The organism is Pseudoalteromonas peptidolytica, from assembly GCF_012641745.1.
Classification (GTDB): domain Bacteria; phylum Pseudomonadota; class Gammaproteobacteria; order Enterobacterales; family Alteromonadaceae; genus Pseudoalteromonas; species Pseudoalteromonas peptidolytica.
In genome coordinates this window covers 1-19,873 of sequence record NZ_WEHZ01000011.1, presented here as the reverse complement: position 1 = coordinate 19,873, position 19,873 = coordinate 1, and the positions used below count along the sequence as shown (strand labels likewise).

The following is a 19,873-nucleotide window of genomic DNA, read 5'->3' as shown; positions in this document are numbered from 1 at the left end:
CTTTTGATATTTTTTCAATGACAGGAATCAATCAATATCCCGCACTCATTATTTTAGCGGGTGGGCTGGGAAGTCGATTTGGTGGTAATAAGCAGGTCGCTGAGCTGCCGAATCTTAACCAGAGCATTATGGAATTTAGCATCACAGATGCCCACCGAGCTGGTGTGCGCGATGTCATAATGATAGTCAACGATAAAGTGCGAGATTACATCGAAGATGTCATCATACCAAGATTACCAGAGTCGTTAACCGTTACCTTAGTGGAGCAAAAGTTAACGGATATACCTGAGGGTTACCAAAATTGTCTAATTGGCCGTGATAAACCTTGGGGAACTGGACATGCACTGCTATGTGCCAAACCTTATGTAAATAAACCTGCCATCGTCATTACAGCGGACGATTACTATGGAGCTGATGCGTTCTTACAACTCGTGGAACACTTTCAATACCACGATAATATGGCAATGGTGGCATATCCAATTATTAATACGCTATCAGAGCAAGGTGGTGTAAACCGAGGTATTTGTGTAATTGAAGAAGGAAAGCTGCATTCGGTTGAAGAGGCGCTCAATATCCGTTTAGAGAACGGTCAATTGTATGGTGAAATTTCAGGAAAGCCTTGTTACCTAGACACCAGAGCGTTGTCTTCTATGACCTTCTGGGGGATTACACCTGAGTTGTTCACTGCACTTGAAAGTGGCTTTATCGGGTTTCTAAAGAATTATGACAACGGTGTCAAAAGCGAGTATTATCTGCCAGATTGTATTCAACACTGTATCAATACTGCCACGCAAGCGGTGTCTGTCTATCAGGCCAAATCTAATTGGTATGGCATAACCTATAAGAGCGAACTTAATATTGTCGCAAGAAAGATCTATGAAGCACGTCAAGGAAAATAACCCTCTTCACACAACAACATTCGATTTATCTTCTTTTGAGGTGAATATGGAATATCAAGCTGTTGCGCAACAGCTCGCTGATGAATATGGGCTCATTAGTGAAGAAGCAAAAATGAAGCCGATCGGCAATGGGCATATTAATACAACAATGTTGTTGCAAGACGCCCAGAAAACCATGGTAGTACAAAAGCTCAATACTAATGTGTTCCCCAATCCGCAGCATTTAGTAGAAAATGCTCGTGCCATTGAGCAACACTTAACATCGAAAGCGCTCAATGGTGAATATAGCCTCGCTATTATTAAGCATTTAGCAACGAGTTCAGGCCAATATTTAGTTGATATTAACGACGAAGTTTGGCGTGCGCTTGCATTTATTGGTCGCAGTTATAGTGAAGATGTGGTTACAAGCGAACAGCAGGCTCAAACCGCTGCAAATGCGTTTGGACAATTTGCTCATGCCCTAAATGATTTTGATGCAACCCAGTTACATCATGTGATCCCTGATTTTCATAATTTGGCGATGCGTATTGATACTTTCAATAAGGTGCTAAAGAAAGATGAGCATAATAGAGCTAAGCTGTGCGGTGAGGTGATAGAGGCTTTTCAGCAACAATTCTCGCTCGCGGATGAATTACAAAAAGTACAGCAAGCTGTACCGTTAAGAGCCTGTCACAATGATACTAAAATCAATAACATGCTGTTTTCAACAAATAGTGACCAAGCCAGAGCGGTCATTGATTTAGATACCTGCATGCCTGGCCATTGGCTATTTGATTTTGGTGATATGGTGCGCACTTTTTGCTCTCCTGAGCCGGAAGATTCAACCAACTTGGCTCAAGTACAAGTTAGGGAGAACATATTTTCGGCACTCGCTCGGGGTTATATTGAACCTTTGCAAGCTAGCGTGACAAAAGCTGAGAAAGATAGCTTTATTCTTGGCGCTAAAGTTATGCCATTAATGATAGGCTTGCGTTTTTTGACCGACTACCTGGATGGCGATAACTATTTTGCTATTCATCGAACTGGCCATAATCTAGATAGAGCTAAAAACCAGCTGGCACTTTATGCGAGTGTCTTAGAAAAAGAACCTAACTTAATAGAAATTATACAATCTATCTAGTTGAAAATAGGGTATTGATAAAAAGCGCTTAGGCGCTTTTTTTTATGGTTTTATCGCAATCTTTTGAACCTAGAATCGGTATGGTTTAGCTTGTTTACACTCAGCACCGATACCGATTAGCTTGATTGAGTTTGCGATTTTGAGGCGAGAAAACTTTGTTGCTAACACCGCTACTGCGTCCTGTTATCGCCAAGCTACCTACATTCATGCAGGAAGGCAAAAAATTTGTTATTTAGTGTTTTAAATGAGAAATTTTGAACTCAGTTAACGTCAGGTTTGCTTCTTCAAATTGAGCAAGTATTAAGGCTAACTGGTACATGTACGCTGTTGATGAAGTATCGTTTAGGAGTCAAAATGAAAAATGTAAATCGCCGCGACTTTTTAAAAGCCGCAGGTGCTGCTGCGGCTGCCAGTGTTGTTGCTGGCTGCGCAAGTTCAAATCAAAATAGCAATATCATACCCAAGCAGCAAGGGCGTTCGGTCATTGGGCTTGTTGCACCAAAAATGGATGTTGTTCGTGTTGGTTTTATCGGGGTGGGTCAGCGTGGCTATGGTCATGTTAAACGTATGAGTCATATTGAGGGCGCGCACATTGTTGCCATTTGTGATACTCATGATGCAGTTCTCGAAAAGTCAGCTAGTTACCTCGTTGACGAACGGGGGCTACCAAAGCCTGAGCTGTATCGTGGTAGTGATTTAGCTTATCAAGATATGCTTAATCGGGATGATATTGACATCGTTATCATTTCAACGCCATGGAAATGGCATGCGCCAATGGCCATTGACACGATGAACAGTGGCAAGCATGCTTTTGTCGAAGTGCCATTGGCATTAACTGTTGAAGAAATGTGGCAAATCGTTGACACCGCTGAGCGCACGCAAAAGAACTGCATGATGATGGAAAATGTCAACTATGGCCGCGATGAGCTGATGGTGCTGAATATGGTTCGACAAGGTATATTCGGCGAATTGCTTCACGCAGAGGCCGCATATATCCACGAACTGCGTTGGCAGATGAAAGAAATTGAGCATAAAACAGGGTCGTGGCGTACTCATTGGCATACGAAGCGTAATGGTAATTTGTATCCAACCCATGGGTTGGGGCCAGTCTCCCAATACATGAATATCAACCGAGGCGATCGTTTCGATTACCTTACTTCAATGAGCTCCCCAGCACTTGGCCGTGCTGCATATGCAAAGCGAGAGTTTTCAGCAGATCACGAGCGTAATCAGTTAAACTACGTGGCTGGTGATATGAACACAACAATGATCAAAACCATTAAGGGACGGAGTATTGTGGTGCAACATGACACAACAACCCCAAGACCTTACTCACGTCATAACCTCATCCAAGGTACCAATGGTGTCTTTGCTGGCTTTCCTAACCGTATTGCTTTGGAGCAAGGTGGTACTAAGAGCTTCCATGAATGGGATCACGACATGGAGTCGTGGTATAAGCAATATGACCATCCACTATGGATTAAAATGGGTAAAGAAGCAGAGCGCAATGGTGGTCATGGTGGTATGGACTTTTTAATGTTTTGGCGCATGATTTATTGTTTACGCAATGGTGAGCCGCTTGATCAAGATGTTTATGATGGCGCAGCTTGGTCAGTGATCTCGCCACTATCGGTACAATCTGTGGCAAATCGTAGTGAATCATTAAGCATTCCTGATTTTACTCGTGGTGCTTGGCAAACCGCAGCACCGCTTGGGATTGTTACTGTTTAGGAGTGGCCATGGCGCTTTCGTAGGTGCTAAAGCACATTGAAAAGAATAAAAACAGTGAGTAATAAGATGGGGCGAACTATATCCGCGAAGAGAAGTTCGCCTTTTACTAAGTGACTATATTTTTTACACTAGACTAACGCCGGAGTCTTAAATTTTCCCTCAAATTAGTACCATATTAAGTTAAAATAAAATGAATACATACATTGCCAATTGATTGCTATTTGTAAGGAGCGTTCATGCAAGTTTCTGTTGAAATCAGTAAATATCCACTTCATCAAGACTACATCCCTTTTATTCAAGGTTTTATTGATAGATTAAATCAACACGATGATATAAAAGTACTCACCAATACCATGTCGACTCAGGTCTTTGGAGAGTTTGATCTCGTTACTTCTATCATAAACCAAGAAATGAAACGCTCTTTTGAAACGTTTGGTAAGAGTATTTTTGTTTGTAAGTTTATTGCCGGTGATTTATCTCCAACACAAAGTGCGGTTATTTAATGGAGTGGTTAACGGATACGCTAGCTGGCTTTACTGCCATGTCTATTTGGGAGTACATTGCAGTCGTGCTAGCCGTGGCATATTTATTATTAGCCATTAAAGAAAATATCTGGTGCTGGCCTGTGGCATTTATCAATACTTTTATATACACAGTCTTATATTGGAACGGTGCACTCGTCATGGAGTCCTTGCTGCATTTCTACTATATGGTGATGGCAGTTGTCGGTTGGTGGATGTGGCGTCAAGGTAACAAGAATGCCCCAAGTCGGATAACCTCTTGGTCGATGTCAAAACATCTTAGTGTGATAGCCGTGACAGCTATTGTGTCAGTTGTACTTGGCTATGTGACTAAACATTATATGTCTGCGGATTTAGCCTATCTAGATAGCTTTACAACCTGTTTTGCAGTGGTGACCACCTACTTGGTGGCAAAGAAAGTACTTGAGAATTGGCTATATTGGGTTGTGATAGATGCAGCATCTATTTATCTTTATTATCTAAAAGGGTTCTACCCGACGTTAGTACTTTTCATCTTCTACACCTTAATGGCTTGTTGGGGCTATAAACGTTGGTATGAAGAGTATGAAGCAAAGCAAGGTAAGTCTCTTGCGACACTCTGAACTAGAAGCAATAAAAGCAAGCGTAAATGCAATTTTTGGTGTGGCTGTTAATGATATACGAAAGCTTACGAAAGGGGTGAGCAATAACAATTATCTGATAACCAGTGATGGTCAGCAATTTGTCATAAAGTGCTACAGTCATGATATTCCTGTTGCAGCACTAGCAGCACAGAATAAGCTTGCTTGCGTTGAAGTTACGTCGACGGCACTACAATATGATATGGATACGCGAATGGCCATATTCAGTTATATCCCTGAGGGTAAGTACAACCGTGTGCTAGATGATGAGGCGCTATTAAAACCATTGCTCCAAGTACATAGGCTTGAGCTTGCTGTATATGAAACTCTTGACCTTGTTGGTTATATGAGGGCTATTGAGCTTGAGAGTAGCGCTATTGTAAACGTGCAATGGCTTTTGTCTCAGCTTGCTGGATTACCAAGTGACGTGGCATTTTGTCATAATGACTTGGTAACTAGTAATATTATTTGCAGTCCTGAAGGCGTGCGTCTTATTGACTTTGAATATGCCTGCCACAACGATATTTTTTTTGATCTGGCGGCATTAGTATGCAGCTTTCAGCGTGATGTTGCATCAGCATATCGTCTTGTTGATACCTACTTTCTACTTAATCATAAGTGCACGCCATCCTATGCAGACGTTAAATTGAAGGTATATTGTCAAATATACTTATTGCTGAGCATTCATTGGTATGAGCAAAAAGGAGTTGTCGATGAAGCGAACAAATTGAGAGAAATATTAACGCTTTGGATATAAACGCAAGGCTCTACGCCAGTAATGCATCAGTTCCCTTGACTGACAATACTGGCACCGGGAGAAGCTGGACTTAAATGCCACCTAAGCGTTGTGCAAGCTCTTTGTATTTTTCCACATCGGCTTTGTCAAAAATTGGCTCGCCACTGGCATCAGTGTCTTTTGCTACTAGCAGGTTCTCTCGAGCAAGACGTCTTACACGTTCAACTTTAACATCAAGAAATTCTGCAACTTGCTCTGTGGTCATTGGTGTCATATTTGTGATCCTCAATCAAGTATTGTGGTACTGCCTTTTTCTGTCAGAATTGACGGTTAAACAGCACTCTCATTCTGTTTTATTATTTTCAAAGCATAGTTGAATAACTGGTTTTTTGCTCAAAGTACAGCTTTTTTTCAAAATTCGGTTGTTAATTAATCATATAGAAAACATAGTCTGGTATTTCTTAGCACTTCGCATTATTATGTTGACGTCGCTCTCGTGGTGAAATGGATATCACGTAGCCCTCCGGAGGCTAAGTTCTAGGTTCGATCCCTAGCGAGAGCGCCAGTCATTATAGCCAGCCTTTGCGTTTGAAATACACTCCTACTCCAGCGGTGATCACAACCAGCATGATTACAAACAAGGCAAAAGCCCCATTCCATTCGGTACCTGGGATCCCTCCAATATTGACACCTAACAATCCGGTTAAGAACCCCAGCGGTAAAAATAATGCCGCCACAACCGACATGATGTACATTCTCTGGTTTAACTGCTCATTTTGGTGGTTAGTGATCGCATTTTGAATCACTTGTGCCCACTCAATCGCAGCTTCTAATTCTTCAATATAACGGCTGAGTGCATTATTCGCTTCTTCTAACTGGTGTAAGTGGTCTTCATTTAGCCAATTTACTTTAACTAGTAGTAATTCGTTGATCGCCAGCTTTTGTGGTTTGAGGTATCGTTTTAAGCCGATGGTTTGTCTTCTTAATACCGATAGTTGTTGATAGTTGGGTAGTTGCTCGCTATTTTCTAGGGCTTCCTCAAACTCATCAAGTTGCTCTTCTATTTGCCAAATAATATCTTGCATTCTCATTGAAAGACGCATGACTAAAGTCGAGAGAAGTTCACCAATACTCTTTGCCCCTTGACCCTTTTTAATTTGTGTTAGCATGTCTTGAGCAGACATAATGTGCCGCTTACGACAGGTTATTAAAAGCTTTTCGTTAGCAAAACAGCGAAGAGAAACCATATCCTCTGGACTTTGCTTTGGGTTTAAATTCACGCCGCGTAAGAATACCAATAACCCCTCATTACCATTAACCGTTCTTGGCCTGGTCTCATCAGCAGTGAGGGCTTGGTATTCCCATTCGTCCAAAAAGCTCTGGTTTTTTAACCACTCTGTGGTGTCTTCAAAACTATAATCAAAATGAAGCCATAAGGGTTCTTTGTGAATGACTGATCCAATTTCAGAGAGCTCGCACAGTACTCTACCGCCACCTTGACCATCACGCACGCATGGAGTAATCCTGTCATTGTTTATTCCTAGCAAAAAGTTCATATCAAGCCTGACATAGATAATTTATTTTTCAAATTCATTTCAATATCTTGGCGATAAAATAAATTGTTTTGATATGCCCTGAACAATATTAGCAAGTATAGAGTACTCGCTTGAAAAGTGTACGAGTGCTGTTACTGTAGAACAATCACTCTGAGTCGCAGCTAATTTATGAATCTTCAGTTGCCTGTTTGAGCGCTAGCGCGAGTCATAAATATTAAATTGGTGTGCCGGGTTATAGGAGTTAGGCTATCTTTCAAATTGAGAAAGCTCCAAGACAAAACAGTATTATCTTTAGGATAAATTTATTTTGTTTTTCATATGACTTAATTGCGCGTATAAGTCCAAATTCATTCTATAAAAGAGCACACTATGATCACAGTTGGTTGGCGAGAATGGCTTTCATTACCTGACTTAGGAATTAATAAGATAAAAGCAAAAGTTGATACAGGAGCAAGAACATCTTGTCTTCATGCTTTTAAGGTTGAAGCATTTCAATCAGATAGTGGCGAGCGATGGGTTAGGTTTTGGCTTCATCCACTCCAGGATGACACTGACTATGAAGTATGTTGTGAAGCAAAAGTACTCGATGAACGTGTAGTCACAGACTCTGGAGGTCATAAAGAGCTGCGTTATGTCATCGAGACAAACTTACATATTGGTGAACAGGCTTGGCCTATTGAAATTACGCTGAGCAATAGAGAAACCATGAAATTTAGAATGCTGCTAGGGCGCACAGCAATGCGAGGCCGCATTATTGTTGACCCAGAACATTCATACTTAAGTAATAAAACGGATAAATCGTGAAAATTGGCATTCTTTCAAGGAATCAATCTTTATACTCAACACGTCGCCTTATTGAAGCTGCTGAGCAAAGGGGACATGAGGTTGCTGTAATAGACGCGCTGCGTTGTTACATGAATATTAATAGCAGTGAGCCAGAGATCCATTTTAAGGGGCAGCAACTCAGTGGGTTCGATGCCATTGTACCTCGGATTGGCGCGTCTGTGACATTTTATGGATGTGCCGTACTTCGACAGTTTGAAATGATGGGGGTTTACCCATTAAATGAATCGGTAGCAATTACGCGCTCACGAGACAAACTACGTTCATTACAGTTGTTGTCTAGGAAGGGAGTGGGCATGCCGATCACTGGTTTTGCGAGTAAGCCAGACGACGTCAAAGATCTACTTGAAATGGTAGGTGGGACACCCGTTGTGATCAAATTGCTAGAAGGCACACAGGGTATTGGTGTTGTACTTGCTGAGACGCGCAAAGCAGCAGAGAGTGTTATTGAGGCATTTATGGGTCTCAAAGCCAACATTATGGTGCAAGAATATATTAAAGAAGCTGGTGGAGCGGATATTCGTTGTTTTGTGATTGGTGATAAAGTTATCGCTGCGATGAAACGCCAAGCGCAAGAAGGTGAGTTTCGTTCTAACTTGCACCGAGGGGGCTCGGCAACATTGGTTAAAATTACTCCTGAAGAACGCCGCACTGCGGTAGCGGCTGCAAAAGCAATGGGTTTGAACGTTGCGGGGGTTGATTTACTTCGCTCTGAACGTGGACCTTTGGTAATGGAGGTAAATTCATCACCTGGCCTTGAAGGGATAGAAAAAGCAACAGGCAAAGATATTGCGGGCATGATAATTTCGTTCATCGAGAAAAATGCGGCTGCTAAGAGGACTGCGACACGTGGCAAAGGTTAAAATTAACCAGCCTTTCACTTTACTCGATACACGTGTCGGGGTAGCTGAAAGACAAACCGTACAATTGGAGGTGGCGAAGCTGTATACCCACACTCCAATGACTATTCCAATTGAAGTCGTTAATGGTGCAGAGTCTGGCCCTGTATTAATGGTCTGTGCGGCTATTCATGGTGACGAGCTTAACGGGGTTGAAGTGGTGCGTCAGCTATTGAGTAAAGTCGATGCAGCTACATTGCGAGGTACACTAATAGCGGTACCGATCGTGAATATTTTCGGTTTTATTCACAAGTCTCGTTACCTTCCTGATAGGCGGGATTTGAATCGCTGCTTCCCAGGATCAGAGCAAGGCTCACTTGGAGCGAGAATGGCGCATATGTTTTTCGATCTGGTGGTGAAAAAATCCAATCATAGCATAGATTTGCACACGGGCGCTATTCATCGTTCAAATTTGCCTCAGATCCGTGGAGATTTGTCTTGTGAGATGACAAAAGAAATGGCGATGGCATTTGGTACTCCTGTGGCTATTGATGCACGACTGCGCAATGGTTCACTTCGCAGTGAAGCCTCAGGTCTAGATATACCGGTGATCACATACGAGGCTGGAGAGGCATTACGCTTTGATGCGCTTGCGATAGCAGCTGGTTTACAAGGTGTAGAAAATGTCATGCGTCACTTAAAAATGCTACGAGGGCGACGCCGAAAGCAAGTTCATGATGCTGTTATTGCAGCAGCGACTAGCTGGGTTAGGGCGGATGTGGACGGTATTGTACGTGCACAGGTTACGCTAGGTGAGCGCGTTTCAAAAGGGCAAATTCTTGCTTACATTGACAGCCCCTTAGGTCAAAGCGAAGAGGCAATTATTGCTCCAAGAAGTGGTATAGTGATTGGGCAGCAGATGTTGCCTTTAGTCAATGAGGGTGATGCGGTATTTCATATTGCCTATTTTGCTCATGCGAATAGTATTGTGGAGCAGCAGCTAGAAACCTTTATCGATGATATAGGCCCTATTTCTTAGAGCCTAGTGGTCGTCTTGGCGCAGCTGGCTGTTTTGGCTTGACTGGTTCTTGGCTCAGTACAAGTACAGGTCTAGTGACGAATAAATTGTTAGGGTAGACGACTTTATGACCGTCGACGTGACGCAAAACGACGCTCATCAATCCCATTTCAACAATACAACCCTCAACAAAGTTGGCTCCATCAACTATTCTAACCCAGTTACCAACTCGATAATCATTTTGAATAAACATGAGTAAAAATGACGTTAGGTTTGAAAGAAGTGACCAGCCAGCAAACATGGCAACACCGAGCATTGCAAAAAGCGATGACCCAAGTACAAGTAGACCTCGTAGTTCTATTCCCCAAAATACCAACATAAAGCAGACAAACACAAATGCAACTAGAACCCTAACGAGTAAGTCAGCTCGTTGCTTGCGGTGAGAATCAATTTTACCTCTGGTGACTTTTTCTAGTAGTTTACAGCACGCTTTCATTAACAGTGGAAAGCTTAATATGGCCAGCAGAGTAACAATGAGTTTGTATTGGCTAAGTGCAAAGTCTAAAAAATGCACGGTGGTATCCTAATAATTTTTTTGCTTTATAGCATGTTTACCTATTCAAGACATCGCTAAAAACGATTTTTTACGGTTAGTAGCCATTGGATACTATCGACATTATCTGGTCCGTTAATAGGCGTTGCTAGGTCTATATGTACCATGATGTCTGAATTTGCTCGGCTTGGTGCTAGTCTCAGTCCAATACCAACATTCTTTAACACTGACTCATTCCCCTCTATCGCAAGGTGTGAATGATAAGCTCTGCCAACATCAAAAAACGCCGCACCACCTACTTTAAATAGGCGCCATAAATCATATTCCCAGTAGTAACGCTTTTCAATATTAAGCAGCATGCTGCGGCTACCTTGTTGGTATTTTATTGGGTAGCCCCTTAAGCCCGTTTCCCCTCCTAATGTAATTTGATTGTCCAAGGTAAGGTTTTTACCATAGGTATAGCTTGCATTAAGAAACCAAGACTCATATATGCTGGTGTTAAAGTAGTACTGAAAGGTGGTGGTGGCGATGAGGTTTTCAGATTTCTTTGCTTCTTTATCCCAACTCCCTTCAATATCAAAATAAAAGCGCCATAGGCTATGATCTGAGGTGTAATGTGCAGTGTTAGCAGAGAACGAATATATTAGTCGCTCAGTATCATCACTCCAAGCTTGTGTTGAGTAACCAAGAAGTGCATTAATATTCCAGCCTAAATTGAGATCTTCTGTCCTATAAATCGAATCAAAGTTACGCACTTTGACATAAGAGTCTTCAAACCATTGTGCTTGGATATATGGGTAGGTTAGTGTTCGATCTTTTGCGATAGGCAATGTAGTGTCGCCGATCTCCTCGAATGTATGTTGCTCATGGCGAGCACCCGCTATTAAGCGACGAGTCCAGTTCCCTGACAATGGCTTTGAGTGACCAAAATAGAGTTGGGTTACCTCTGTGGATTGACTAAATTCTGATATGGTTTCCCCTTCAGAGTACAAAGGCTCCTCGCGTTTATCGGAATAACTAGTAAAACCATAACTATACGGCGTATCCGTAGCAAAAAATGGGTAGCTCACGTCAATATAGTGGCGCTCACCATCGTCGTTATCGGAATACTCAATTCTCCCTCGGTACCGTGAATTTAAAATATTGGGGTCATCATAAACAAATTGATACCCAGAGCGGTCAACTTCAGTTATTTGAGTAAAAGAAAGTCGCTTACCCCAGCCGAATAAGTTACTTTCTCGAAATCCTACTCTTGAGGTATTTTCCCCTCCACTGCGACTAAAGCTTAAGTCGGGTAGCAAAGTCCATAGATCTCGAGTGACTACAGTAACAAGGATATCACCATCACAGTTTTCGCTGGCAAAGATCCGTGCATCATATAAATAAGACTGATTGCGAAGTAGCCGCTCTGATTCGCTGAGTTTCCTAGGGTTGTATTTATCACCTTCTTGAAATAAGAGCACACTTTTCAGTACTTCAGGTTTGGTTTGGATATGGTAATTATTTGCAAATCGAAATAATGCGTTATCTTCTTCTGGGTTGCTAGTATCAAAAACATTCAGCTGTTTTAATGTAATCGCTGCGATTTTCTTACCATTGGCAGGCTCTGGATATATCTGCTCAACATCAAGCTGACGAGATAAGTTTTCATCACTTTTAGCTTCAACACGGTTGTTACTGCAGCTGTCAGTGTAGTGTTCAGCTGTCACTTGTTCTGTGTTAGCAAAGGTGCTTGTACCGCAAAAGAGTAGCACACAACTGTACGATAACCGATTTACTTTCATCTTGAAGCCTTTAAGTCGAATCTTCCTTTAGTATGGATTATATTGTTGCAACTTGCTCTGTATCTGCAACAAAAGTAATAATATTTATAGACTTAAAGGCTTTATGTGGACTTAACGAGAAAGGTTTTTGTGTAGCGAGGGCAGTAAATCTAGGGCGTCAACACCATCTGGTGCTATCCAAACGCTGTTGCTGTAGTGTTCAAAATTTAAGTTGAAATAGCTGTCGTTAAATGTAAAGCGCCACAGATGTCTATCTGCGCCTGTCGAAAACTCAATCAGCTCGACGGCATCATGGTGCAAGAAGACTTGACCCCATAATTCAAACTCATCATCTTGAGGTAACAATTCTGGATGAATGATGATCACTTCGTGTTGCAGATCTAAAGTCAGAGTCGTCATTTAGTCTCTTTCCAAGTAGTTTCTAATCAATTGCATAAATGGAGCACCATATTTACTTAATTTGGTGAAACCAACCCCGGACACTTGCAAAAACTCACTATCGTTTGTAGGTGTTTTTTGTGCCATTTCAGCGAGTGTTCTATCGTTAAATACAACATACGGTGGTACGTCATCTTCATCTGCTAATTGTTTTCTCAATGCGCGTAATTTAGCAAATAGTTTTTTGTCGTAATTAAACTGGGCAAGCTTGTCTTGATAAACGTGTTTAGCAACGAGTCTTGGCTCTGCCAGCTGTAAAACATATTCACCTTTGAGCACCGCTCTTGCGGCTTCGGTAAGTCTGAGAGTCGCACCTTGAGTTATATCTTGATTTAATAAGCCATGATGGATAAGTTGACGCAAAATACTGAGCCAAAACTCATTACTATGTTCTTTTCCGATCCCGTATGTAGACAGTGTATGGTGGTTATATTCTCTTATTCTGGCAGTATTTGCCCCACGTAGAATATCGACAATATAGCCAATGCCAAAGCGTTGCTCTGCGCGGTATACACAAGATAATGCTTGTTGCGCAACTAAAGTACCATCAAATTGCTTTGGAGGATTTAGACAAATATCGCAGTTGCCGCAAGCTTCGCGCTGATACTCACTAAAATAATTGAGTAAAATTTGCCGGCGGCAAGTTTGGGCTTCTGCAAAGCTAGACATTGCTTGAAAACGTTGCTCTTCCACTTTGCGGCGCTGCTCATCTGGAATATCTTCAAAAAAACGCCTAACTCTTGGAATGTCAGCAGGATCGAAATACATTACCGCCTCAGCAGCAAGGCCATCTCGACCGGCGCGACCAGTTTCTTGATAATAGGCCTCAACACTTTTTGGGATATCGTAATGTACAACAAACCGAACATTGGGCTTATTGATCCCCATTCCAAATGCAACAGTGGCTACGACAATTTGAATGTCGTCTCGTGCGAAGCGGTTTTGCACAAATTGTCGTTGGTCATTATCCAAGCCAGCATGATAACCTGCAGCGTTAAACCCCGCATCGATAAGTCGCTCGGCAATATCGTCTACACGTTTTCTACTACCACAGTAGATAATTCCGCTTTGGCCTTTTTGCTCTTTAAGGTACCGAAACAGTTGTGATAGTGGCTTAAATTTTTCTTCTATGGTGTAGCGGATATTCGGTCTGTCGAAGCTACCAGTATAAATAAACGGTTCATACATCCCGAGTTGCTGCACGATGTCTTTTCGCGTTGCTAAATCAGCGGTTGCCGTTAATGCCATCATTGGAACATTAGGAAAATACTGCCGTAACTCTTTCAAGCGAAAGTAATGAGGTCTAAAGTCATGCCCCCAGTGAGACACACAATGCGCTTCATCAATTGCGAATAAGCTGATGTGGCAGCCAGCAATGCGGTCAATAAACTCTCGCTGTAAGGCTTTTTCAGGTGCAACATAAAGTAGCGTTATGTCTCCATTATAGAGCCTGTCGTAAATGTCTCTCTGCTGTTCCCATGCAACACTATTATTTATATATTCAGCGGCAATACCTTGTGCTTTTAATTGAGCAACTTGGTCTTGCATCAGTGATATAAGGGGCGAAATAACAAGTGTAACGCCGGGCAGTAATACTGCAGGAACTTGATAGCATAAAGACTTGCCACCGCCTGTTGGCAACAACACAAGCGTGTCCTGACCAGCTAAGCTAGACTGAATGATATCAAGTTGACCATGTCGAAACGTACTGTAACCGAATATATCTTTCAGTACCGTATGAGGGTCGTTAGCTGGCGTGTTCTCGAGGGTATTCATCGCCGCTATTTTAGAGTTTTTTTTGACCCTTGTCTTTGCTTTTTACGCTCGGATTGAGGGAGTGAATAAGATTTAAACACTTAACTCTCTACAAACTGGAGGAAGCCTTGGTATATATTCATCCAACTTTCATCGCTGTTAACTACAAACCATAGTATACTGTTTGACCTTTAAGTGGATCCTACCAAGATTAAACAAGGTCTAAAGCTGTGATTGAAGAACAGAAAAAAGGACATTTACTCGCTGTACTTGCCTTTTTGATGTGGGGATTAGCCCCCATCTATTTTAAGCAATTGACTCATGTTGATGCGATTGAAATATTAATTCATCGCGTAATATGGTCGGTGCTGTTTATCTTTATTATTGTGCTGGCTAGACAACAGTGGCCAAAGATAAAAGCGATTTTAGTCAATCCCAAGCTGTTGGCGATGTTGACATTAACTGCTTTATTACTCGGGTTTAACTGGGGGCTGTTTATTTGGTCTGTGCAAAACGACTATATGTTAGATGCAAGCCTTGGGTATTATATCAACCCGCTACTCAATGTGTTGCTGGGCATGTTATTTCTTTCTGAAAAGCTAAGAGCAGGACAGAAGTTTGCTGTGATGCTTGCAATATTTGGCGTATTGCTACAGCTTATTAGTTTTGGCTCTTTTCCTATCATTGCCTTTTCTTTGGCTGGCTCATTTGCGATTTATGGCTTGCTTCGAAAAACGTTAGCGGTAGAGTCACTACCGGGTCTATTGGTTGAAGCGCTTATTTTAACGCCAATAGCATTGGTGTACTGGTGGTGGGCGGAACCTAGTGCTACTAGTAACCTTATGAACAATGATTGGTATACTAATATACTCCTTGTTAGCGCAGGGGTTGTAACTACTTTGCCATTACTGTGTTTCACAGGTGCCGCCAAGCGCATTCCATACTCAACGTTAGGTTTTTTTCAATATATCGGGCCGAGTTTAATGTTTATGTTGGCTGTACTATTTTACGGAGAACCGTTTGACGCTGAACGAGCCGTTACCTTTGCTTTTATTTGGAGTGCATTGGTGATGTTTAGTCTCGACTCTTACCGTGATAGGAGAAAGCGCTTAGTAAACTAAGCGGTTTCTACCGGTATCTTTAGCTTGATAAAGTTGCTCATCGGCATCTTTTATCAAGCTTTCTATATTGGTTGTCACTTGTGAAGCGAGTCCCATTGAGACAGTAAAGGCAATTTTCTGAGTTGTCAGCTTGCTACTGTTACTTTCCAAATATTTTCTAAATTGTTCGAGCTTTTCCACGCAACCTTCTGGTTTTGTATCTTTAAAATAGATAGCGAACTCCTCTCCGCCTAATCGCGCAACGAGATCACTCGCAAAGTGTGTAGCGAACACCTTGCCAATAGATTCCAGTACAGCGTCGCCACCGTCATGACCATACTTATCATTCACTTGTTTAAAGTGGTCAATGTCAATCATGGCTATTAGTCCATGCTGCTTTTTGCCAAATCGTGCTTTTAAACTCTTTTTTACTGTGTCGAAAAAGTAGCGGCGGTTAGGCAGTCCGGTGAGGTAGTCAGTATTAGCTTGTCGCCTGATTGTTTGGATATGTTCGAGCATATCGACGTTTTGACTAAGGCGGCAATAAAACTCTTCAGCATTAAATGGCTTTCTTAAATAGTCATTAGCTCCATTTTTCAAAAAGCGTGTGGACAGGTTGGCATTTTCTACTCCTGAAATACCGATGATTGCTTTATCGTCATCTGAGTAGAGTCGTCGTATTTCGATACAAAGCTCTTCTCCACGCATATTTGGCATCTCGTTGTCTGTAATGATCACAGAAATTTCTGGGTTCTCTTTTAATACCGCTAGCGCTTCAAGCCCATCACATGCTTCTAGAACCTGATATTTATGTCTAATTAGAAGTGCCGATACATAGTTCCGAGATGCCATTGAGTCATCGACAACGAGAACTTTTACATTTTCATTCCTTGGCAAGCGCTCCAACTGTCGCCGTAAGTAGTGATAAGCCTGTTTATTTTCTTTTATGATGTAATCGATAATCGGGTACTGTTCGACAATAGAGCGAGTCTGGCTTTCTATATTACCCGTCATAACAATAGTTGGAATATCTGCGCTAACAGTGCATGGGATAGCTTCTCCATGGGGCGCATCTGGCAGTACAAAATCAACAACAGCACAGAAGTAAGTATGCTGTGATAACAACGCCTGAGCTTCAGCAAGAGACTCTGCAATATCTACCTGATACCCAGCAGAAGTTGCAATGTGCTTTTGCACTTTCGCAATGGTAGGGGTGTCTTCAATAATTAGGATTTTCCGTAACACAACCTTCGCCAATTATTTCCTGTTTTATTAATTCTTAACCTAACTGAAAGGAAATGCAATGAGAGGATCAATAATTGAACGGGATAACAGCGTATAAATCTACTGTCATGATGATTGAAGAAGGAAAACACTGACAGTTGTGAACTAAAATATTGTCAACAACTGCCAATGATAGTGTCGGCACACTATTAACATTCATGTTGTTATAGTTCGTCGTCAATATCCGCTGGGATTACCACGCTGCTATCATTTTGTACTTTTGAGCGACCAAATAGAGTATGAAACTTTGTTTTGCAGGTTGTATGCTTGAGGTATTTGGTCCAAGCTTTTTCAACGGCATTAGTCGGCGGGATTAAGCCATCCATCACTTGAACGAATTGTGACTGGAAACTATTTTGAGGTTCTGCTGCTTTGCTGTATAAGCTTCTTAGTGTGGCTCCACAGCGTTCAAGAATCTCGGCTTCTTGAAGGGTAAAGTGGCCACTGCGTCCAAATCCTCTAGGGAAATTGGCATCATCATAAAAGGCTCTGTTGCTTGCAAAGGCATTTTTCAAAGTCGCTAAATTATGATCCATAACTGAGTCCTCTAAGGTTATCTGGCTGGAGTATGGACCAAGTTCTCAAATTTTTTAAACGAGTAATTTTTATCGTCAGGAAGAAAAATGGACATAGATCTATTAAAAACTTTTGTTGAAGTTGTGAAGACCCGCCATTTTGGCAGGGCAGCTGAAAATTTATACATTACACAATCAGCTGTAAGTTTTAGGATCCGTCAATTAGAACAGAGCCTAGGGGTAAACTTGTTCATTCGCCAGCGTAACAATATTCAATTGACAGCACCCGGTGAAAGACTGCTACCTCACGCAAAAATGATACTGACGGGCATGCAAAGAGCAAAAGTCGATGTTGCGCTCGCAAATAATATGCACAAACAATTGTCTCTAAGCGGCACAGCGAATATTTGGGATGCTTTTTTACAGTTTGGTATCAATCATATCGTTTCTGCTATGCCAGGCGTATCTCTAGTAGCAGAAGTCAAAACGCAGCAAGAAAGTACAAGATTGCTATTAGAAAGAACATTAGATCTTGCGGTTCTATTCGATCCACCTAAAGTAGATGAGCTGGAGGTCAGGCCGATCAGTGACTTGGCAATTATTCCTGTGAGCACCTTTGATACTGCCACCAAGGAAGACTTCTTTGACAACCAATATGTTTATGTCGATTGGGGTACTGCTTTTTCATTATGGCATGCAAAGCAATTTACAGGTGCGACACCTCCATATTTCAGAACAAGTACAGGACGGATCGCGCTGGATTTGATCTTACAATGTGGCGGATCAGCCTTTGTTCCGGAAGCGCTAGCGCTGGAGGCTATTGAGGCCGAAAAATTATTCCAAATTAATGACGTCGAGAGTAATTCAAGGGAGATATATGTAGCGTATCACAAAGATAATGATCAGTTAGAACAGATTGAAACGATAGTAAATTTGTTAGGAGTGGTGCAGTAGTTCCTATAATGAATATTTTGTGACGTATTTCTTAATTTTGAGTGTCACTTTATTTTCAGAAATATTTTATGTGTAATATTTTTGTCATTTAGCAATGTCACACTGCGCATGTTTTAAAAATACGTGTTGCGATATTGAGGAAATACACATGAAACTAACTAAGACTGCTTTGGCGCTATCATTATTAAGTGCAATCACCCTTCAAGCAAATGCTGAAGTAGATGTTTATGGTAAAGCGAACGTATCGGTGCAATCTTCAGATGATGGTGCCGGCTCTGTTACTGAAATCAAAAGTAACGCCTCTCGCTTTGGTTTCAAAGGTTCTGAGAAATTAAACTCAGATTTAGAAGTTATTTACAAGCTTGAATTTCAAGTGGATGTGTCTGACGCCGACTCCAAAGGTGACAAAGACAATATTACAGCACGTAACCAGTATGTTGGTTTGAAAGGTAACTTTGGTGAAGTAGTGATTGGTCGTAACGACACCGCATTAAAACAATCACAAGGCAAGTTAGATCAATTCAATGACCTTGAAGGTGATATTAAGGTACTGTTCAAAGGTGAGAATCGTTTAGGCGATTCAATCTCATATAAATCACCAAGCTTTAATGGCATTAGAGTTTTAGGTAGTTTTATTGCTGAAGATAATGAAGAAGGTGAAAACGGCTTCTCTACAGCGGTTACTTATGGTGACGCGGGTTTAAAAGAGTCAACTGTCTATGCAGCGATTGCAGCTGACAGTGAAGTTAACGGCTATGACACGATTCGTTTTAGTGTGCAAGGGAAACTAGCTGACTTTAAACTTGGTGCAATGTACCAGACTCAAGAAAAAGTGGATGGTAGCGCAGAAGCGGATGGCTATTTATTAAATGCAGCATATAAGTTAGGTAGTGCGACATTGAAGGCTCAGTATCAAGTTATTGATTTTGACGCGGGTGACAAAGTTGATGGAGTCTCTGTTGGTGTCGATTACAAACTTGCCAAAAATGCGAAGGTGTATGGTTTCTATTCTACATATGATGCAGATAACCAGGTCGAAAAAGATTATTTAGGTCTAGGTATTGAATATAAGTTTTAATCTATAGGCGCTATCTAAGATTAAAAGAGCAAAACACCCGCTTATAGCGGGTGTTTTTGTATGTGTTTTGAGCTGCTTGGTTTCTTTTTGTTCGGTTGGCGGTTTTTTTGCAATTTTCTTCAAAAAAAGGGTTGCACTTAAATCGGATCTCCCTATAATGCGCATCCACCGACACGGGGAACAGCGCTGAAAAGCAACGAGCCAACGAGTCGGGAGTCAAATAAAACTTGAGTTTGAATGTTTCGAAAGAAAATCAAAATTAAGTGTTGACAACAAATGGGAAATGCTTAGAATGCACAACCCTCAGCGCTAACGGCGCAGCGATGATAAGTCATCGCACCGGGTAACCGGAAATGTTCTTTAACAATATGAAGCAATCATCTGTGTGGGCACTCGTACAGGTTGAGTTCTAACAGCAGAGTCTAGTTCGCTAGATGACGCAAACAAATTTAGAGTCTCAATTGAACTGAGTGACCAACAGAATAAACATAGTTTATTCAGCACAGTCAATTCGATACCGAAAGGTATC

The 19,873-nt window shown here is 41.6% G+C and carries 20 protein-coding genes and 1 tRNA gene; 13 read left to right on the top strand and 8 right to left on the bottom strand.

Translation table 11 applies throughout. From position 1 onward, the window contains the following. The first annotated feature begins 17 nt into the window (after positions 1 to 17). The 6 genes from F9Y84_RS09115 to F9Y84_RS09090 all read left to right on the top strand — a co-directional run bounded on the left by F9Y84_RS09115 (position 18) and on the right by F9Y84_RS09090 (position 5,648). Positions 18 to 899 carry a nucleotidyltransferase family protein gene (locus tag F9Y84_RS09115; protein ID WP_147390122.1) on the top strand — a complete coding sequence of 294 codons (882 nt, stop codon included), beginning with the start codon at positions 18 to 20 and terminating at the stop codon, positions 897 to 899. 46 nt (positions 900 to 945) lie between these two features. Beyond that, positions 946 to 2,019, top strand: a complete 1,074-nt coding sequence (locus tag F9Y84_RS09110) for a phosphotransferase enzyme family protein (RefSeq protein ID WP_147390133.1) — start codon at positions 946 to 948, stop codon at positions 2,017 to 2,019. Between the two features lie 354 nt (positions 2,020 to 2,373). Next, a complete protein-coding gene (locus tag F9Y84_RS09105) occupies positions 2,374 to 3,750 on the top strand; it encodes a Gfo/Idh/MocA family protein (protein WP_128729589.1) in 1,377 nt (458 codons plus the stop codon). A gap of 236 nt (positions 3,751 to 3,986) precedes the next feature. After that, positions 3,987 to 4,253, top strand: a complete 267-nt coding sequence (locus F9Y84_RS09100) for a hypothetical protein (protein WP_125254354.1) — start codon at positions 3,987 to 3,989, stop codon at positions 4,251 to 4,253. Next, positions 4,253 to 4,873 carry a nicotinamide riboside transporter PnuC gene (pnuC, locus tag F9Y84_RS09095; protein WP_147390123.1) on the top strand — a complete coding sequence of 207 codons (621 nt, stop codon included), beginning with the start codon at positions 4,253 to 4,255 and terminating at the stop codon, positions 4,871 to 4,873. The genes F9Y84_RS09100 and pnuC overlap by 1 nt, the downstream gene beginning before the upstream one ends. After that, on the top strand, positions 4,836 to 5,648 hold the full coding sequence (locus F9Y84_RS09090; RefSeq protein ID WP_225740674.1) for a phosphotransferase: 813 nt from the start codon (positions 4,836 to 4,838) through the stop codon (positions 5,646 to 5,648). Before pnuC ends, F9Y84_RS09090 begins: the two co-directional genes overlap by 38 nt. A 70-nt stretch (positions 5,649 to 5,718) precedes the next feature. Here the strand turns inward: F9Y84_RS09090 and F9Y84_RS09085 are convergent, their stop codons facing one another. Then, on the bottom strand, positions 5,719 to 5,901 hold the full coding sequence (locus F9Y84_RS09085) for a helix-turn-helix domain-containing protein (protein ID WP_010378988.1): 183 nt from the start codon (positions 5,899 to 5,901) through the stop codon (positions 5,719 to 5,721). Between the two features lie 216 nt (positions 5,902 to 6,117). Between F9Y84_RS09085 and F9Y84_RS09080 the strand changes: the two genes are divergently transcribed. Then, positions 6,118 to 6,192, top strand: a tRNA-Arg gene (locus F9Y84_RS09080). Between the two features lie 4 nt (positions 6,193 to 6,196). Here F9Y84_RS09080 and F9Y84_RS09075 read toward each other — a convergent pair. After that, the gene (locus F9Y84_RS09075) at positions 6,197 to 7,165 is read right to left on the bottom strand and encodes a zinc transporter ZntB (RefSeq protein WP_373865586.1); all 969 of its coding nucleotides are present in this window, start codon (positions 7,163 to 7,165) and stop codon (positions 6,197 to 6,199) included. Between the two features lie 387 nt (positions 7,166 to 7,552). Between F9Y84_RS09075 and F9Y84_RS09070 the strand changes: the two genes are divergently transcribed. From F9Y84_RS09070 to F9Y84_RS09060, 3 genes are read left to right on the top strand one after another with little or no spacing between them, the layout of a single operon-like run. After that, entirely contained in the window at positions 7,553 to 7,987 is a 435-nt protein-coding gene (locus F9Y84_RS09070; protein ID WP_147390126.1) for an ATP-dependent zinc protease family protein, read from the top strand. Further along, entirely contained in the window at positions 7,984 to 8,889 is a 906-nt protein-coding gene (rimK, locus tag F9Y84_RS09065; RefSeq protein ID WP_128729593.1) for a 30S ribosomal protein S6--L-glutamate ligase, read from the top strand. Before F9Y84_RS09070 ends, rimK begins: the two co-directional genes overlap by 4 nt. Next, entirely contained in the window at positions 8,876 to 9,904 is a 1,029-nt protein-coding gene (locus F9Y84_RS09060; RefSeq protein WP_147390127.1) for a succinylglutamate desuccinylase/aspartoacylase family protein, read from the top strand. The genes rimK and F9Y84_RS09060 overlap by 14 nt, the downstream gene beginning before the upstream one ends. Here the strand turns inward: F9Y84_RS09060 and F9Y84_RS09055 are convergent. From F9Y84_RS09055 to recQ, 4 genes are all read right to left on the bottom strand, one after another. Beyond that, entirely contained in the window at positions 9,894 to 10,457 is a 564-nt protein-coding gene (locus F9Y84_RS09055; protein WP_147390128.1) for a mechanosensitive ion channel domain-containing protein, read from the bottom strand. The genes F9Y84_RS09060 and F9Y84_RS09055 overlap by 11 nt on opposite strands. Before the next feature lie 56 nt (positions 10,458 to 10,513). Further along, entirely contained in the window at positions 10,514 to 12,220 is a 1,707-nt protein-coding gene (locus F9Y84_RS09050; protein ID WP_147390129.1) for a POTRA domain-containing protein, read from the bottom strand. A 111-nt stretch (positions 12,221 to 12,331) separates the two neighbouring features. Beyond that, positions 12,332 to 12,619: a DUF3630 family protein gene (locus tag F9Y84_RS09045; RefSeq protein ID WP_125254345.1), complete on the bottom strand. Its 288-nt coding sequence runs from the start codon at positions 12,617 to 12,619 to the stop codon at positions 12,332 to 12,334. Beyond that, the gene (gene recQ, locus F9Y84_RS09040) at positions 12,620 to 14,434 is read right to left on the bottom strand and encodes a DNA helicase RecQ (protein WP_125254344.1); all 1,815 of its coding nucleotides are present in this window, start codon (positions 14,432 to 14,434) and stop codon (positions 12,620 to 12,622) included. A gap of 209 nt (positions 14,435 to 14,643) precedes the next feature. Between recQ and rarD the strand changes: the two genes are divergently transcribed. Next, on the top strand, positions 14,644 to 15,534 hold the full coding sequence (rarD, locus tag F9Y84_RS09035; protein WP_128729599.1) for an EamA family transporter RarD: 891 nt from the start codon (positions 14,644 to 14,646) through the stop codon (positions 15,532 to 15,534). Here the strand turns inward: rarD and F9Y84_RS09030 are convergent. Then, positions 15,523 to 16,758 (bottom strand): diguanylate cyclase, encoded by a 1,236-nt coding sequence (locus F9Y84_RS09030; protein ID WP_192503248.1) that lies wholly within the window; start codon positions 16,756 to 16,758, stop codon positions 15,523 to 15,525. The two genes, rarD and F9Y84_RS09030, sit on opposite strands and share 12 nt — an antisense overlap. A 203-nt stretch (positions 16,759 to 16,961) precedes the next feature. Then, positions 16,962 to 17,333, bottom strand: a complete 372-nt coding sequence (gene maoP, locus F9Y84_RS09025) for a DUF413 domain-containing protein (RefSeq protein ID WP_125254341.1) — start codon at positions 17,331 to 17,333, stop codon at positions 16,962 to 16,964. An 87-nt stretch (positions 17,334 to 17,420) separates the two neighbouring features. Between maoP and F9Y84_RS09020 the strand changes: the two genes are divergently transcribed. Both F9Y84_RS09020 and F9Y84_RS09015 read left to right on the top strand, forming a co-directional pair. After that, positions 17,421 to 18,266 carry a LysR family transcriptional regulator gene (locus F9Y84_RS09020; RefSeq protein WP_147390131.1) on the top strand — a complete coding sequence of 282 codons (846 nt, stop codon included), beginning with the start codon at positions 17,421 to 17,423 and terminating at the stop codon, positions 18,264 to 18,266. A 148-nt stretch (positions 18,267 to 18,414) separates the two neighbouring features. Next, the gene (locus F9Y84_RS09015; RefSeq protein WP_147390132.1) at positions 18,415 to 19,344 is read left to right on the top strand and encodes a porin; all 930 of its coding nucleotides are present in this window, start codon (positions 18,415 to 18,417) and stop codon (positions 19,342 to 19,344) included. The last annotated feature ends 529 nt before the right edge of the window (positions 19,345 to 19,873 follow it).